Source organism: Pseudoalteromonas sp. S2755 (genome assembly GCF_005886535.1).
Taxonomy (GTDB): Bacteria; Pseudomonadota; Gammaproteobacteria; order Enterobacterales; family Alteromonadaceae; genus Pseudoalteromonas.
The window spans coordinates 39,344-54,354 of the sequence record NZ_PNDS01000107.1 but is presented as its reverse complement, the minus strand read 5'-3'; the positions used below and the strand labels follow the sequence as shown (position 1 = coordinate 54,354).

General features: G+C 42.8%; 13 protein-coding genes. 9 read left to right on the top strand and 4 right to left on the bottom strand.

Annotated features, from left to right (window positions below; translation table 11 throughout):
* Nucleotide 1: 1 nt before the first annotated feature.
* Together CWC03_RS23500 and CWC03_RS16885 are read right to left on the bottom strand one after the other, a co-directional pair.
* A complete protein-coding gene (locus CWC03_RS23500; protein WP_171040270.1) occupies nucleotides 2-169 on the bottom strand; it encodes a hypothetical protein in 168 nt (55 codons plus the stop codon).
* Nucleotides 170-232: 63 nt separating this feature from the next.
* Complete coding sequence (locus CWC03_RS16885) at nucleotides 233-1,993, bottom strand: sensor domain-containing diguanylate cyclase (protein ID WP_138582876.1); 1,761 nt, start codon at nucleotides 1,991-1,993, stop codon at nucleotides 233-235.
* A gap of 218 nt (nucleotides 1,994-2,211) precedes the next feature.
* On the opposite strand from CWC03_RS16885, the gene CWC03_RS16880 reads away from it, so the two are divergent.
* Nucleotides 2,212-2,706, top strand: coding sequence for a YcgN family cysteine cluster protein (locus tag CWC03_RS16880; protein WP_138582875.1), 495 nt, complete (start codon nucleotides 2,212-2,214; stop codon nucleotides 2,704-2,706).
* 62 nt (nucleotides 2,707-2,768) lie between these two features.
* Here CWC03_RS16880 and CWC03_RS16875 read toward each other — a convergent pair whose 3' ends face one another.
* Together CWC03_RS16875 and CWC03_RS16870 are read right to left on the bottom strand one after the other, a co-directional pair.
* Entirely contained in the window at nucleotides 2,769-3,722 is a 954-nt protein-coding gene (locus tag CWC03_RS16875; RefSeq protein WP_138582874.1) for a carbohydrate kinase family protein, read from the bottom strand.
* A 1-nt stretch (nucleotide 3,723) separates the two neighbouring features.
* On the bottom strand, nucleotides 3,724-4,905 hold the full coding sequence (locus CWC03_RS16870) for an AGE family epimerase/isomerase (RefSeq protein ID WP_138582873.1): 1,182 nt from the start codon (nucleotides 4,903-4,905) through the stop codon (nucleotides 3,724-3,726).
* A 131-nt stretch (nucleotides 4,906-5,036) separates the two neighbouring features.
* Here CWC03_RS16870 and CWC03_RS16865 point away from each other — a divergent pair, with 131 nt between their 5' ends.
* The 8 genes from CWC03_RS16865 to CWC03_RS16830 all read left to right on the top strand — a co-directional run bounded on the left by CWC03_RS16865 (nucleotide 5,037) and on the right by CWC03_RS16830 (nucleotide 15,009).
* Nucleotides 5,037-6,311 carry a sugar MFS transporter gene (locus CWC03_RS16865; protein ID WP_138582872.1) on the top strand — a complete coding sequence of 425 codons (1,275 nt, stop codon included), beginning with the start codon at nucleotides 5,037-5,039 and terminating at the stop codon, nucleotides 6,309-6,311.
* A 145-nt stretch (nucleotides 6,312-6,456) separates the two neighbouring features.
* On the top strand, nucleotides 6,457-8,811 hold the full coding sequence (locus tag CWC03_RS16860) for a GH92 family glycosyl hydrolase (RefSeq protein ID WP_138582871.1): 2,355 nt from the start codon (nucleotides 6,457-6,459) through the stop codon (nucleotides 8,809-8,811).
* Complete coding sequence (locus tag CWC03_RS16855) at nucleotides 8,811-9,578, top strand: basic secretory protein-like protein (protein WP_138582870.1); 768 nt, start codon at nucleotides 8,811-8,813, stop codon at nucleotides 9,576-9,578. Before CWC03_RS16860 ends, CWC03_RS16855 begins: the two co-directional genes overlap by 1 nt.
* A gap of 197 nt (nucleotides 9,579-9,775) precedes the next feature.
* Nucleotides 9,776-11,665 carry a methyl-accepting chemotaxis protein gene (locus tag CWC03_RS16850; protein ID WP_138582869.1) on the top strand — a complete coding sequence of 630 codons (1,890 nt, stop codon included), beginning with the start codon at nucleotides 9,776-9,778 and terminating at the stop codon, nucleotides 11,663-11,665.
* Nucleotides 11,666-11,914: 249 nt separating this feature from the next.
* Nucleotides 11,915-12,664, top strand: coding sequence for a DUF3450 domain-containing protein (locus CWC03_RS16845; protein ID WP_138582868.1), 750 nt, complete (start codon nucleotides 11,915-11,917; stop codon nucleotides 12,662-12,664).
* Between the two features lie 14 nt (nucleotides 12,665-12,678).
* Nucleotides 12,679-14,046, top strand: a complete 1,368-nt coding sequence (locus CWC03_RS16840) for a MotA/TolQ/ExbB proton channel family protein (RefSeq protein WP_138582867.1) — start codon at nucleotides 12,679-12,681, stop codon at nucleotides 14,044-14,046.
* A gap of 2 nt (nucleotides 14,047-14,048) precedes the next feature.
* On the top strand, nucleotides 14,049-14,576 hold the full coding sequence (locus CWC03_RS16835; protein WP_010378705.1) for a MotA/TolQ/ExbB proton channel family protein: 528 nt from the start codon (nucleotides 14,049-14,051) through the stop codon (nucleotides 14,574-14,576).
* Nucleotides 14,577-14,598: 22 nt separating this feature from the next.
* On the top strand, nucleotides 14,599-15,009 hold the full coding sequence (locus tag CWC03_RS16830; RefSeq protein WP_010378708.1) for an ExbD/TolR family protein: 411 nt from the start codon (nucleotides 14,599-14,601) through the stop codon (nucleotides 15,007-15,009).
* The last annotated feature ends 2 nt before the right edge of the window (nucleotides 15,010-15,011 follow it).

Here is a 15,011-nt window from a genome sequence, read left to right as displayed (position 1 = left end):
CTTACGTTTTAATTTTTCGTCGCGGTATTAACTTAAGCCAAAATGCAATTTCAAGTGCCACACCCAATATCACAAAAATGAACATCCCAGTTTGGCTGCTATAGCTATAAGCCGCTATCGCACCAATGAGTAAAGCCAATAAAATAGCGATTCTGTAAAGTGTCTTCATTTTATATTCTTTTCTATGGTGACTTGCTTTACACATTAATTCATTTACAGCCGAATACCAAATTTACAGCTCACCTGAGATTGCTACTTGGTTACGACCGTTGCGCTTAGCAAAATAAAGCGCTTGATCTGCCGAGGAGAGTAATTCTTTACCGTTATAAGGTGGCTTAGTTTGAGTATGTAATCCTGCGCTTAATGTCATCTCAATACAATAACTTTCGCTTATCAATGGGTTAGCCTCACATGTTATTCTGATCTTCTCAGCGAGGTCAAAAGCTTGAGCTCCATTGGTATGTGGAAGTACAACACAAAATTCTTCACCGCCATATCGAGCGACAAAATCTCCGGCTCTGGTAGCACAATTGGAAAGTATACGTCCAACGTGAATTAAACAACTGTCACCAGCTTCATGACCATACGTATCATTAACCTGCTTAAAAAAGTCAATGTCAATCATAATAACGCTAAGAGGATGTTCAAAACGCTTTGCTCTTAAGCACTCACTCTCCAAGGCTTCATCTAGCGCTCGCCTATTGGCAACACCAGTCAACGCATCGGTGCGACTTGCACGCTCCAGTCTATCATTTGCTTCTTGTAACGCTTGAGTTCGTAGAGCGACAGTGTGCTCCAATTGAGAATTTAAATTTTGGATTTCATTGAACGCTGTTAATTGCGCCTGAAAGCGCTTGTTCTTCTCGGTATTGAGTTTCTCACCTATTGCTATCGATAAACAGGCCACCTCTATGGCAGTACCTATCAATAGCGCATTTTCAGTAAACCAAGTTTGGCTGATTAAATCTAACTTATTTAGCGCAAGAATAATACCGCCAATCAACACTGAGCTCCAAGCAATCGAATAGTATGTCGCTAGCCGGCTTTTACCGGCCAAACGCAAAATCCGACAGAGAACACCCCAAATACAAGCTGATACGGCATACGCTATAGTAAGTTTTATCATCACCGCATAGTCAAAAAATACGGAAGCAAGCAAGAGCATCAACCCTAGCCCCAAAATTAACCGACAACCTAGGTAAAGCCACTTGTCCGAAATACCAATCTCGAGCAATGTCATAACAAAGTAAGTCCCGCTTAATACCGAGCTGATAAGAAAGAACAAGATTGCTTGATCGTTCCACCAAAGGCTATTTGGCCAAAGATATCGAAAGGCAAAACCTGATAAACAAGCGGAAAACAGCGCTAAACAAATAACGTACAGAACATAGTAAAATAACGTGGATTCGCGAATAGTAAAATAAAGGAGTACATTGTAAGCAGCCATTATCCCCATCAAACCAAAGTAGATCCCCATCACGATACGAAAAACTTGGTCATTTATCAAAAAGTCATGGTTTGCCCAAAGTATTACTGGCAGTTGCAGTGCACTGGATGAGCGTACTTTAATATATAGCGCTACCTTTCCATGCGTGTCGTTTGGCAGTGGTATAATAAAATGTTCATGCGCAAAAGGGCGGTCAATAAAAGGTTGTTTATCTCCTAATTGCTGATGAATAAATATATTGCCATCTTGTAGCATGTAAACATCGAGATAATCCAGCACCGGGTAGGCTATCTCTAGTAGATAAGGCCCTATTTTTTTATTGATATTTAGCGAGGTACGTACCCAGTAACTTTGGTTGGAATACCCCAGGTTCAGCACTTTGTCATCGGTAGTTTGCCAATGCACACTTGGATTATTTATAACGTCGACAATCTTAGCATTTGAAGCCACGAACTCTAGTTGTAACGTCGCTTTGCCCGCAGCTAGCACTTGGCTGCACTGAGACAACAGGAGTACAAAAAAGAAAAAGACGTACCTTTGCCTCAATCAACCACCCTCGCTACGTTCCATAATCACAGACAAAAAGCGCTCTCGCCAAAGATTATTAAATAAAAATAGTACTTTAATCATAGTCAGCCATAAATAGTTCGCCAATTTTGAATTACGTTCAACTATCCTATAGAATGCGCCGCTTGTTTGATGTGATCGATTCCTCAGTCACAAATCAAATAGGGTGCAAAAAAGCGTAATGAAGGGGCGAAGTAATGAGCTTTTGGCAAGAAAAAACACTCGAAGAAATGACTAGAGATGAGTGGGAAGCGATTTGTGATGGCTGTGGTAAATGCTGTTTACACTCTTTTATCGACAGCGATGAAGAAGGTGAATTATTCGAGAGCACCGACTTTTTACGCGAAGGTGAAGAGTTACTCTACACCGATGTTGTTTGCCAATATAACGATAAGAATAGCTGTGGTTGTAGCCGCTACAGCGAAAGACAAGTTCTAGTACCTTCTTGCGTACAGCTAACCAAAGAAAACCTCAAAGATATCTTTTTCATGCCAAACAGTTGTAGTTATCGACGACTTCATGAGGGCAGAGGACTGGCAAGCTGGCATCCACTTAGAAATAATGGTTCCAAACAAGCTATGATAGATGCGGGCATTAGTATTTTTGGTAAGGCGACCTCTGAGCTGGAGGTAGATTTAGAATCTGATTTTGAAGCGCATATTGTAGAGTGGCCTCACAACGACAGCGACTGAAGAAACAAGTCCTAGGATAAATGCCTTGCGAGAGAGCGTGCATCTATCCTAGAAAAAGTATTCTATTCGCCAATATCACCTTTAGACGGCAAAGCGGCAAATGCTCCAAAGCGTTGAACGGCAAACGCACCACATTTCGCAGCATACGTGACTAAATCTTTCGCCTCATCCAGTGAGATGGCAAACTCAGCATCTCGGGTAGGTTTAAACTTTCGAATGATTTCAGCAAGTAACCCTCCGACAAACGCATCTCCCGCTGCCGTGGTATCCACTGCGACAACATTTGGCGCAGTGACTTTAGCACTATCATTTGGTAGATAAATCTCAACAGGGTTTGCACCGTCGGTTATTAGTAACAATTGAGTTTGCTTATCCATAATTGCGGCTATGGTTTGCGCTTCTGTTTTACCTGCATGGCTATTTGCGTTCAGATATTCCAATTCTTCGCGAGAGAGTTTAATAACATCACTTAACGCGATACAATGCCAAACTCTATCAAGAATATGCGCAGTCGAACTCCACAGGTTCAACCTGAGGTTCATATCAAAACTAACAAGCATGTTATTTGCTCGCGCACGCTCAAGCGCATAAACCGTAGTTTTATAAATATTTTCTTCAGTGAGACTGTTACTGCATATATGTAAGACAGAATGCGCTGTAAACATATCCTCAGAAAAGTGTGCTTGCCTGAACAACAAATCCGCCGCTGGTGGCCGATAAAAACTAAAGCTTCTTTCCCCTTGCTTATCAAGAGAGACAAATGCTAATGCCGTTTTAGCTTTATCTGTATACTCAAGGTAACGAGTATTTACGCCATTAGCCTGTAACTCCTCAGCTAAAAACTGGCCGAACATATCTTTGCCTAACATGCCGCAAAAATACGCATTAACGCCTTGCTTTGCCGCAGCTACCGCCACATTTGCAGGCGCCCCGCCTGCAAATTTAGTAAATGACTCTGGTGTTTTGCCATCCGATAAAAAATCAATCAACGCCTCACCAAAACAAACAAGTGCCATATTATTCGCCTTTTAACTTCATTGACCGTAGTACTTCGTAACACGCGCCCATAGTGTGATAATCGGTTTTGCCCGCCGGGCTTTTTTCATCGCTGTACTTTTCATTTTTATTATTCAAAATACGATACCAAGCACCGTATTCATGGTCGACGAAGTTATCCCAAGCATATTGCCAAATTCTGTCGTACCACTGCCAGTATGTTTCGTCACCGGTTTCAAGTGCTAGTAGCGCAGCCGCAGCGAATGACTCAGCCTGAACCCAAAAGTATTTGTCATCATCACAAATCGACTTATCCGGCGCAAAGCCGTAGCAAATTCCGCCAAATTCACTATCCCAAGCTGCTTTTAATGACTCATCAAACAAGTGTACGGCTTTTTCCACAAGCCATGCATTTGGCTTGTAACGGTTAATCAACAATAATAATTTTGACCACTCAGTTTGATGGCCTGGCTGAAACCCCCAAGGTCTGAATAAGTGTTTGGGATCGTCTTTGTTATACTCAAGGTCGACTTGCCATTGATTATCATAGTGCTCCCAAATCAGCCCTTCAGCCTTAGCAGCTTGACGATTAACCATATTGTCGGCAAGCATATATGCACGCTGTAAAAACTTTTCATCCAGTGTTGCTTCAAAGCAAGCTATTAGCGCTTCACAGGTATGCATATTGGCATTTTGCCCACGGTACTTATCTGCATGAGTAAAGTCTGCATCGAATTCGTCTTTGTAGAGTCCAAACTCAGGCTCAAAATATTTCTCTTCTAACAGCTGCCATACTCGCTCAATTGCAGACTTGCTGTCTGATAACCCAACCTTCAACGCACTAGCATGAGCCAATAAAACAAAGGCGAGGCCATAACAATGGTTAGTGCCATCTACAACATTTCCATTTTCAAGCAACCACGCATAGCCGCCATTTTCCTGCCTATGGACAGTTTCTATATAATCGATACCATGCTTAACCTTATCTAAGTCAGCTGGTTTTTTAAAATAGTCATAAGCCATAGCATAGTTAAAGACAAAGCGTGTACTTGATACTAAGTGACGCGTGTTCGCATCATAAATCTCGCCATTATCCTTGAAGAAGTGATTAAAGCCACCACGTTCATCCACGCAATTTGGTGCGTAAAAGCTGAGCGTCTTTTTAATGTGTGCTTCTAAAAATTGCGTTGTTCTAAAATTCATCTAACTTTTAACCTACTGCTGAACATTTTCGTTACTTTAGCAGATAAAACATGGAACGATCCAATAAAACATTTGTGATTTTCATGTAACAGTGTGTAGAATCAAGGTGAAAACAGATTGGAGTATCACTTGTGAGCGAAATAAATACAAATCAAACCTTCGTCACAAGCGGGAATACCGAGAATAATAATTATCGACTTCCGCTTATTGCAATGACAACGCTTTTTTTCCTTTGGGGATTTATTACCGTTTTAAACGATGTCCTCATCCCACGTCTAAAAGGCGTATTTGACCTTAACTACACAGAAGCCATGCTAATACAGTTTTGCTTTTTTAGTGCCTACTTTATTATTTCTTTACCTGCAGGGTATTTGGTCAAGCGCTTTGGCTATAAAAATGGCGTACTGACGGGGTTAATCGTGGCATCGATTGGCTGCATCATGTTTTACCCTGCCGTTGTTGTTCACGAATATTGGATTTTTCTCTCAGCCCTTTTTGTACTTGCATCTGGCATCACTGTTTTGCAGGTATCAGCGAATCCTTATGTTGCAGCGCTCGGTCATCCACGCACCGCATCAAGTCGTTTAAACCTTGCGCAAGCGCTTAATTCACTGGGTACCACTATTGGTCCGATCGTGGGTGGCTTTTTATTGTTTGGCTCAGCCGGTACGTTAACCGTTGAAGCTGCAGCAAGCGCAGAGGGTGTAAAGGTACCTTATCTTATTTTGGCCGCTGCGCTACTTACAATCGCTGTGGTATTCGCGTTTTTAAAGTTGCCCGTTATTGCTGAGCATACTGAAGCCGTCGATTGTAAAGCGAAACACCATAACCTAATTGAGGCGCCACATTTAGTAATGGGTGTAGTGGCCATCTTCTGTTATGTCGGTGCAGAAGTTGCAATTGGCAGTTTCCTTGTAAATTACTTTGCAGAGCCTGAAATAGCAGGACTTGAAGAGCATGCCGCTGCTAAACTCATCGGTTACTACTGGGGTGGTGCCATGGTAGGGCGCTTTATCGGCTCTGCAGCGCTAAAGACCATTGCACCTTCAAAAGCAGTGGCTTTCAACTCGGTTGTTATTATTTTATTACTAGCATTGACCATGAGCACCAGTGGCAACATTGCGATGATTGCCGTGCTCGCGGTTGGCTTGTTTAACTCAATCATGTTCCCGACAATCTTCTCAATGGCAATTGAAGGCTTGAGTTCATTAACCAGCAAAGGTTCTGGCTGGCTATGTTTAGCCATTGTCGGTGGTGCTATAGTGCCGCTCGTTCAAGGCGTGGTTGCAGATAAATTCCATATTCAGATCAGCTTTATTGTGCCACTACTTTGTTATGTTTACATCGCATGGTATGGGTTAAACGTGGTTAAGCTGGCGCAAAAGTGGCAAGCAAAACTGAATTAAGTTAACGAAAGTTTACAAGGCGAGCATAGCTCGCCTTTTTTATTGCATAGTTTTTTCGTCGCATAGTATTGAATACGTATTCATAAAGGGTATTATAAAATAAAATTGGAACGCTCCAATTCAAAACAAAAACTAGGAGAGAGTAATGCGAGCTAAAACTTGGGCGTTGGCAATCACACAAAGTGTGTTGTTAAGCGCAACAGTTCACGCCACTGAGTCAAATACACAGTGGGTCGATACCTTCATTGGTACTGGCGGTGATGGCCACACCTTCCCAGGCGCGGTCGTCCCATTTGGTATGGTGCAATTAAGCCCAGATACAGATAACCCTATGCGCGGCGTTTCCCCTCAACCAGAAATCTACAAGCGCTGCGCCGGTTACCACTACGATGACCATACTATTGTTGGTTTTTCCCACACGCATTTCTCTGGTACTGGTCACTCAGATCTTGGCGACTTGCTGATCATGCCAATGACTGGCGAAGTAAAACTCGATGCTGGTACCGCTGAAAATCCAGACATAGGTTATCGCTCGCGCTTTTCTCATGACCAAGAGTGGTCAGAACCTGGCTATTACGGCGTTGAGTTACTCGACTATGATGTGAAGGCCGAAGTCACCGCAACCACTCGAGTGGGTATGCATAAATACAGCTTCAACAAAGCAAAACAAGGTCATGTATTGCTTGATTTGACCTCAGCTATTTATAACTTTGAGAACAAAGTGATTTGGAGCGACATCCGCAAAATAAACGACACCACATTGGTTGCTTACCGTGCAACTAATGGCTGGGCACGTAACCGCCAAATGTATTTTGCCATTGAATTCTCAAAACCTATCGATGACTTTCAATTTTATAATCTAGACAATAATCGTTATCGTTGTATGAATTGTTTAGGAAAAGATAGCAAACACTCTACGATTGAGAATACCGCAGTAAAAATGACAGCGGGTAAAGCAGTTAAGTTTGTTGCAAGCTTTGATAAGCTAGACGAAACGCCGCTACTGGTTAAGGTTGGACTTTCCGCAGTTAGCCGCAAAAATGCATTAGAGAATCTTAAAACTGAAGTGCCAGATTGGGATTTTGACAACGTTCGCGAACATGCCAAGTCTCAGTGGGCAAATTATTTAGATAAAGTCGACGTGGAAGGGACCAAAGCACAAAAGCGGCAGTTCTACACTGCGCTCTATCACGCACTGCAAGCGCCTAATATCTACCAAGATGTCAACGGTCAGTATCGAGGCGTTGATGGTGAAATTCACGACGGCAAAGGCTTCGAGCACTATACCTTATTCTCGTTGTGGGATACCTATCGTGCATTACATCCATTACTCACTTATATCGACCCAGACCGCGTATCCGGCATGATCCAATCTATGCTAGTACATTATCAACAAAGCTATGAAAAAATGTTACCTATTTGGTCGTTCCATGCCCACGAGACATGGACCATGATTGGTTATCATGCGGTTTCTGTCATTGCTGATGCATATCTAAAAGGGATCAGAGATTACGATATTGATTTAGCAGTAGAAGCAATTGAAAACACGGCTAACAACCCAGTGTATGACGCCATCCCAGAATACAAGAAATTTGGCTATGTACCAATGGACGTACTTCCTGAATCAGTTTCCATCACACTTGAGTATGCTTACGATGATTTTGCCATTGCAAGAATGTACGAAGCGATGGGCAATACCAGCAAAGCGAAAGACTATTATCGCCGTGCAATGAGCTATAAAAATGTGTTCAATAAAGAAACCGGTTACATGCAAGGGTTAGATTCAAAAGGAAACTGGGATCCCGAATTTGACCCATTTGAAGCAAAATATATGGGCCCTTACACCGAAGGTAACGCTAAGCAATATAGCTTCTATGTACCGCACGATGTCGCTGGCTTGATTGAATTAATGGGAGGTGATGATGCATTTGAAGCGCGTCTAGATGCACTGTTTGATACCCACCTTTCTGAAGAGATGATCAAAGAGCACGAAGATATTGCAGGTCTGATTGGTAACTATGCCCATGGTAATGAACCTAGTCATCATATTGCCTATCTGTATAACTACGCGGGTAAACCGTGGAGAACCCAAGAGCGCATTCGTCAGATCATGGATACCTTGAGTTCAGACAAACCGGATGGCCTTGCAGGTAATGACGATGTAGGTCAGATGTCTGCTTGGTATATATTCTCAGCGATGGGCTTTTATCCTGTTGCGCCAGGCGACCTAAGCTACGCGATTGGGGCGCCTCAGGTGCCTGAAGTTACGTTGAAACTTGCAAACGGTAAAGCGTTTAAAACCGTTGCGAAAGGTTTCAGTAACGAGAATAAATACGTAAAATCCATTAAATTAAATGGCAAACCACTTAATCGCAGTTATATCACACATAACGACATCATGAATGGCGGTACATTGGAGTATCAAATGTCTAACAAGCCTAATAAGGCATGGGGTCAATCCAAGGCGCAGAGACCGCCTTCATTGTCGGAGTATAAATAATGGTTAAAGCAGGAATGTTTCTTGCCGCTATCACCATCTTTGCAAGTGCGCCGTTTGCACTTGCAAATGATGCCGATAGTGCCGCAGCGCGATTAAAACCGATCGCGTTTCAGTCAGACTTAGCATGGCGTCAATTTCCCCTGCCTGCCGTCTCGCTCAGTAAAACAACTAAAATTGACCATTTTGCATGGCAAGAAATTGATAGCAAAGTAATAGAGCAAATAAGTTATAACGTAGCAAGACTGCTGTATAAGGATATGGAAAGCGCGCCTAAACTACCTACACTCCATATCGTCTTTGAAGACCTAAAAGGAGTTGCATATAAAGAGGGCGATTTTAACGGTGCAATCATCCATATTAGTGCAAATTACATGGAAAACTTTTCAAAATCGCACAGCGAAATAGAATCCGTCGACGAACTCATCGGTATTCTCTATCATGAAATTGCCCATGCTTATCAGCTAGATGATCATAATTACAAGGAAATAGGGCCTATTATTGAGGGAATAGCAGATGTTGTTAGGCTAAAAGCTGGGTATATTCCAGATGACACCCAAAAGCCTGGGGGCACCTATAAAGATGGCTATAAAAATACTGCTTTCTTTATTAATTGGTTATCAAAGCAAAGTAATCGAGACCTGCTTCAGGAAATCAATGCCCAGCTAGACCCACATGATGATATAAAGTGGAATTGGCAATACTTCGAGCAATCAGCAGGTGTTAAATTAGACACAGCTTGGCGGCATTATCAAGCGTCGTTACTTTAACGCAAGGTGAGCTTAGTCTCACCTTTATTTAACATTCACTCTAAACCTCTCTCATTTCCTGCCGATAATCAAAGACAAACCTCTGAGTTTTTGATAAAAATAGTTACAAAGGAATCCAGTTCCTAAATCTATTAATAACAATCGGCCAACAAGTTTATTGTTTGACTGAAGAAAAGAACAAGTTCAACAGGATCATGATGTTTAAAGCGCTAAAGTTCACCACTAAAGTAACCGTAGCAGCCTCCCTTGTGTTAGTGATTGTGCTCGGCTTATTTACCGTAAACAACTTTCTCGTTATGCGAGACCAAACTCAAGCTCGGCTTACCTTGGTTTTACAAGAGATTTCCAGCTCGGTTTCACAGAATATCGCCAATTGGCTCAATGACAGACTTGAAATCGTGGTCTCAATTGCTGATGGACATAGAGCTGATGACTCCACTGAACAGATAAGAAGACGGTTAAAAACCGCAGACACTGCGGGGGATTTCAAAAACGTTTTTATTGGCACGCCAGATGGTACATTTGTGTTGGACGATCCAAGTATCCAACTTCCTGCTGATTTTGATGCGACTAGCCGCCCTTGGTACAAGCTCGCGGAGCAAAAACAAGATACCGCATTTACCGCACCTTATATCGACGTTACCACCAACGAATTCACTATTTCTGCCGTTGTACCGGTGAAACAAGGAGGCCGTTTTGCAGGTGTTGCAGGGGGGGACATAGACATGTCAACCATCACAGAAATTATCAATGAAATTGACTTCTTAGGGTTTGGTTACGGTTTTTTACTTGATGAAAGCGGGAAAATACTCAGTCATCCAGATACTAAACTGAATGACAAGCCGATGTCAGAGCTGTTTGGTGAACGTCTTAAACTAACCCGGGATTTTACAGAACTTGAAATTGATGGTACTGAAAAGCTCGTTTCATTTGTAAAAATGAAAGGCATTAAAAATGTCGACTGGTATCTTGGCGTTGTCATTAATAAAGAAATTGCCTATTCGTCCGTATCTTCTTTTAGAAATATGGCGGCTATCTATATGCTACTTGGCGTGATTGCCATTGTGGTGATGCTGCAACTATTGCTCAAGTATCTGATGCGCCCGATGTACAATCTCAACGCTGCCATCAAAGACATTGCCCAAGGTGAAGGTGACCTTACTCGTAGATTAGTCGTAGAAAACCAAGACGAATTTGGCGAGTTATCCGATTATTTCAACCAATTTATCGACAAAATTCATGCTTCTATTACGCAGGTAAAAAATACTACGGTAACACTTGAAAACGTGGTGAATAGTTTGGTTGCGCAAACGCAAGATACCTTATCTATGTATACAGATCAGTCAAAGCGCACCGATAGCGTCGCGACAGCCATCAACGAGCTTTCTTCAAGTGCACAAGAGATCTCAAACAATGCAACCCATGCTTCAGAACTTGCTAGTAACGCCAACAAGCTTTCTGTTGAAAGCCAACATTCACTCACTCAAAATATCGAAGAAATCGCTTCACTGACACAAAAAATGTCTCAAGCACAAGACACGCTGGATGGATTGGATAAACTCTCAGGCAGCATAGGGCAAGTACTTGAGGTGATTAAAGGAGTTAGCGAACAGACCAACTTACTAGCGTTAAATGCTGCCATTGAAGCCGCTAGGGCTGGTGAGGCTGGACGTGGATTCGCCGTCGTTGCCGACGAAGTAAGGCAATTAGCACAGCGCACGCAAGAGTCAACGCAAGAAATCGAAAGTACCATTGCACAATTACAACAAGGTTCTGCTTCAGCTGTGGCCGTAATGAAAGCGAGTTTAGAAGACTCAGCAAGAAGCGCCGATAGAGCCAATGCTTCAGGTACTAAAATGCAAGAAGTGAGCAATTCGATTGATGCCATAGACGGCGTTAACCATGCAGTTGCCAGCGCCACCCACCAGCAAAACACCGTTATCCAAACATTAGATAGCGACATTCATCATATTAGTGACCTCAGCCTGCAAGGCAGCAATAACCTAACCGCAACCCTTGAAGAGTGTAAGTCATTGAAACTACAGTTCGACGAATTAGAACAAATGGTGCTCAAATTTAGAGTCTAACGCCATCTCACTAGAGCTTAAAAGCCGCTTAACAAAAGCGGCTTTTTTGTGATCCTTTTATGACACAAAACACCTGCAACATCTCATTAACCAACAAAATTCCATTAAAACCAATAAGTTAACTGATTAATGTAATTTCAATGACAGCTGTCACATTTGTGTATTAGTTGCGCAACATGGTTGTCATTTTTCGTAATTAGACTGCACCCAGTTTTTTAGCAACTAGCAATAATTTATAAGGTGTATGCGATGAAGTGCGTTAACCACTTGCTTATAGCAGGTATGCTAGCAACGGCCTCTGCCGGAGCAACAGAATTAAATCAAGCGATGGACAAAAGTGCAGCTATCAATGAATCTGCATTAAAGTCTCAAGGGAAAATCGATGGTATAGCAGATGATATGCAGTCTCGTTTGCAAAAGTTCAAGACGTTGAACAAAGAAATCGACGGCTTATCTGTTTATAACGCTCAATTAGAAAAACAAATCAAAAACCAACTTGAAGAAATGGCAGCAATTAACACCTCTATGGATCAGGTTTCGGTGATCGAGCGTCAAATCACACCTCTCATGATGCGCATGATCACTGGTCTGAAACAGTTCGTTGAATTAGATGTGCCATTCCTTCCCAAAGAGCGTGCTGAGCGTAGTACTCAGTTAACGAACTTGATGGACCGTGCTGATATTTCATCAAGCGAAAAGTTCCGCCGCGTACTTGAAGCTTACCAAGTTGAAGTGGACTACGGACGTACTATCGAAGCTTACACCTCATTGCTTGACGTGAATGGACAAGAACGTGAAGTAGATTTCCTACGAATTGGTCGTCTTGAGCTACTTTATGTCACAAAAGATGGCAGCCAAGCTGGTTTTTGGAACAAAGACAGTAACGCTTTTGAGGCATTACCAGATACCAACATCAGCCAAATCAATAAAGGCATTCGCATCGCACGTAAGCAGTTAGCACCAGACATGTTAACGCTTCCAGTTCAGGCTGCAGAGTAATAGGTGACACCACTATGAAATTCGTACAACAATTCACTAAACACGCTATTTTTGCAACAACCCTTGCGTTAACCGCATCTGCGCATGCTGAACAAGCATTAGATTTAGATTCACTACTTAAAACCTTAGAGCAAGGTCAAACGGCACAAACAGCGCAAAACAAACAACGTGAAGCCGAATTCAAAGCGCAGCAAAACAACCAAATCCAAATGTTGAATGCGTTAACGGGTGAACGTAACCAAGCGTTGGCTAAATCAGAGCGTCTAGAAACTAATTTCGAAGAAAACGAAATTAAACTGGCCAACCTAAGTGACACCCTTAGCAAGCGTATGGGTACATTAAAAGAGCTATTCGGTGTGCTTCAACAAGTAGCTGGCGATAGTTCAAATAAGTTCGCAACTTCAGTTGTGTCAGCTGAAATTAAAGGTCGTGATGATTACATGACTGAGCTTGCGAAAAAGATGGGCTCAACATCGCGTCTAGCATCAATCGAAGACATTGAAAAAGTCTGGTTTGAAATGCAGCGTGAAATGACAGAGCAAGGTAAAGTGTCGCGCTTTAATACCGAAGTTATCGTAGCCGGTGGTGCCAAACAAAACAAAGAAGTGCTTCGCGTCGGTGCATTCAACTTAATCGCAGATGGTAAATACCTGACTTACAACAACGACACACAAACTCTCTCTGAACTGACTCGTCAGCCAGCGTCTCGTTTCACCTCAACAGCGGGAGAATTACAAAATGCGAAGACCGGTTCTGTCGATTTTGCCCTTGACCCAACAGGCGGTTCAATTCTAGGTCTACTAGTGCAAGCGCCAAATACCGAAGAACAAGTACACCAAGGTGGCGCGGTAGGTTATGTGATCCTAGGTGTTGGTTTACTGGCACTACTTATTGCGATTGAGCGTTTTGTATCGCTCATGTTGATGGGCTCTAAAATCAACCGTCAGCTTAAAGATAGCGTTGCCCGTGACGACAACCCATTAGGTCGTGTGATGAAAGTGAAAGAGCAATATCCAGATGTGGCTTATGACACGCTAGAACTGAAGTTAAGCGAAGCAATCCTTCGTGAGATGCCAAAGATCACTCGTAACCTGACTTTAATCAAAATTATTTCAGTCGTAGCACCGCTACTTGGTCTACTCGGTACAGTGACCGGTATGATCAACACCTTCCAAGCTATCACCTTGTTTGGCACGGGCGACCCTAAACTCATGGCTGGTGGTATTTCTCAGGCCCTTGTGACCACCGTACTTGGTCTGGTTGTCGCTATCCCAACCGTATTCCTTTATACACTACTAAACACACGTTCTCGTAACTTGCTCCTTATTCTTCAAGAGCAGAGCGCGGGGATCATTGCAGAGCGTAGCGAGAAAGGAGCGTAATCGTGGTTTTATTGCTTGATGCAATTAACGCTTTACGTGAATTCCTTGATACAGGTGGCCAGGTTCTCCTGGTCATCGGCTTCGTAACCTTCGCCATGTGGCTACTTATTCTCGAGCGCTTCATGTTTGTGTTCGGTAAATACAGAGGCTACAAAAACGAAGTCTTACAAGCTTGGAACTCTCGAAATGAGCGTAACAGTTGGAACGCAGAGCAGATAAGACAAGCAACTATCTCTCGCGTGGGGATCAAACTCAACGCCAACTTACCCTACATCAATGTCATGGTGGCACTGTGTCCTTTACTAGGACTCCTAGGTACGGTAACCGGCATGATTGAAGTATTTGATGTCATGGCGATCACCGGTTCAGGCAGTGCACGCTCTATGGCATCTGGGGTATCAAAAGCAACTATCCCGACAATGGCAGGCATGGTTGGCGCGCTTTCGGGCGTATTTGCATCGACCTACCTTCAGCGTAAAGCCAAGCGTGAAGTTGAGTTGTTAGAAGATAAAATGCTACTAGACCATTAATCGGTCGTGTGAGGAAAGAATTATGAGAGCACCACTTGCAAAAGTATTCCAAGAAGAAGAAGCAGAAGAAATCAACATGACGCCAATGCTGGACGTTGTATTTATCATGCTTATCTTCTTTATTGTAACGGCCTCTTTCGTTAAAGAAGCGGGTATTGATGTTAACCGCCCAGAAGCGGCCACCGCAGTGAAAAAGCAAAGAGCCAATATCCTGGTTGCAATTTCAGATACTGGTGAAATTTGGATTAACAAACGCCAAGTAGACATCCGTGCAGTTCAAGCAAACATCGAACGTCTTAAAGCAGAGAATCCGCAGGGTAGTGTGGTTATTCAAGCTGATAAAAAGGCAACTACTGACACACTAATTAAAGTAATGGATGCATCACGCGCAGCTGGCGCATTTGATGTTTCGATTGCCGCACAGGAGTCATAGGA

Excerpts from the sequence above, each read along its gene's own strand:
- CWC03_RS16855 (WP_138582870.1), top strand. The coding sequence starts at position 8,811 with ATGGTTAAAGCAGGAATGTTTCTTGCCGCTATCACCATCTTTGCAAGT.
- CWC03_RS16850 (WP_138582869.1), top strand. The coding sequence starts at position 9,776 with ATGTTTAAAGCGCTAAAGTTCACCACTAAAGTAACCGTAGCAGCCTCC.
- CWC03_RS16830 (WP_010378708.1), top strand. The coding sequence starts at position 14,599 with ATGAGAGCACCACTTGCAAAAGTATTCCAAGAAGAAGAAGCAGAAGAA.
- CWC03_RS16875 (WP_138582874.1), bottom strand. The coding sequence starts at position 3,722 with ATGGCACTTGTTTGTTTTGGTGAGGCGTTGATTGATTTTTTATCGGAT.
- CWC03_RS23500 (WP_171040270.1), bottom strand. The coding sequence starts at position 169 with ATGAAGACACTTTACAGAATCGCTATTTTATTGGCTTTACTCATTGGT.
- CWC03_RS16870 (WP_138582873.1), bottom strand. The coding sequence starts at position 4,905 with ATGAATTTTAGAACAACGCAATTTTTAGAAGCACACATTAAAAAGACG.
- CWC03_RS16860 (WP_138582871.1), top strand. The coding sequence starts at position 6,457 with ATGCGAGCTAAAACTTGGGCGTTGGCAATCACACAAAGTGTGTTGTTA.
- CWC03_RS16845 (WP_138582868.1), top strand. The coding sequence starts at position 11,915 with ATGAAGTGCGTTAACCACTTGCTTATAGCAGGTATGCTAGCAACGGCC.
- CWC03_RS16840 (WP_138582867.1), top strand. The coding sequence starts at position 12,679 with ATGAAATTCGTACAACAATTCACTAAACACGCTATTTTTGCAACAACC.
- CWC03_RS16880 (WP_138582875.1), top strand. The coding sequence starts at position 2,212 with ATGAGCTTTTGGCAAGAAAAAACACTCGAAGAAATGACTAGAGATGAG.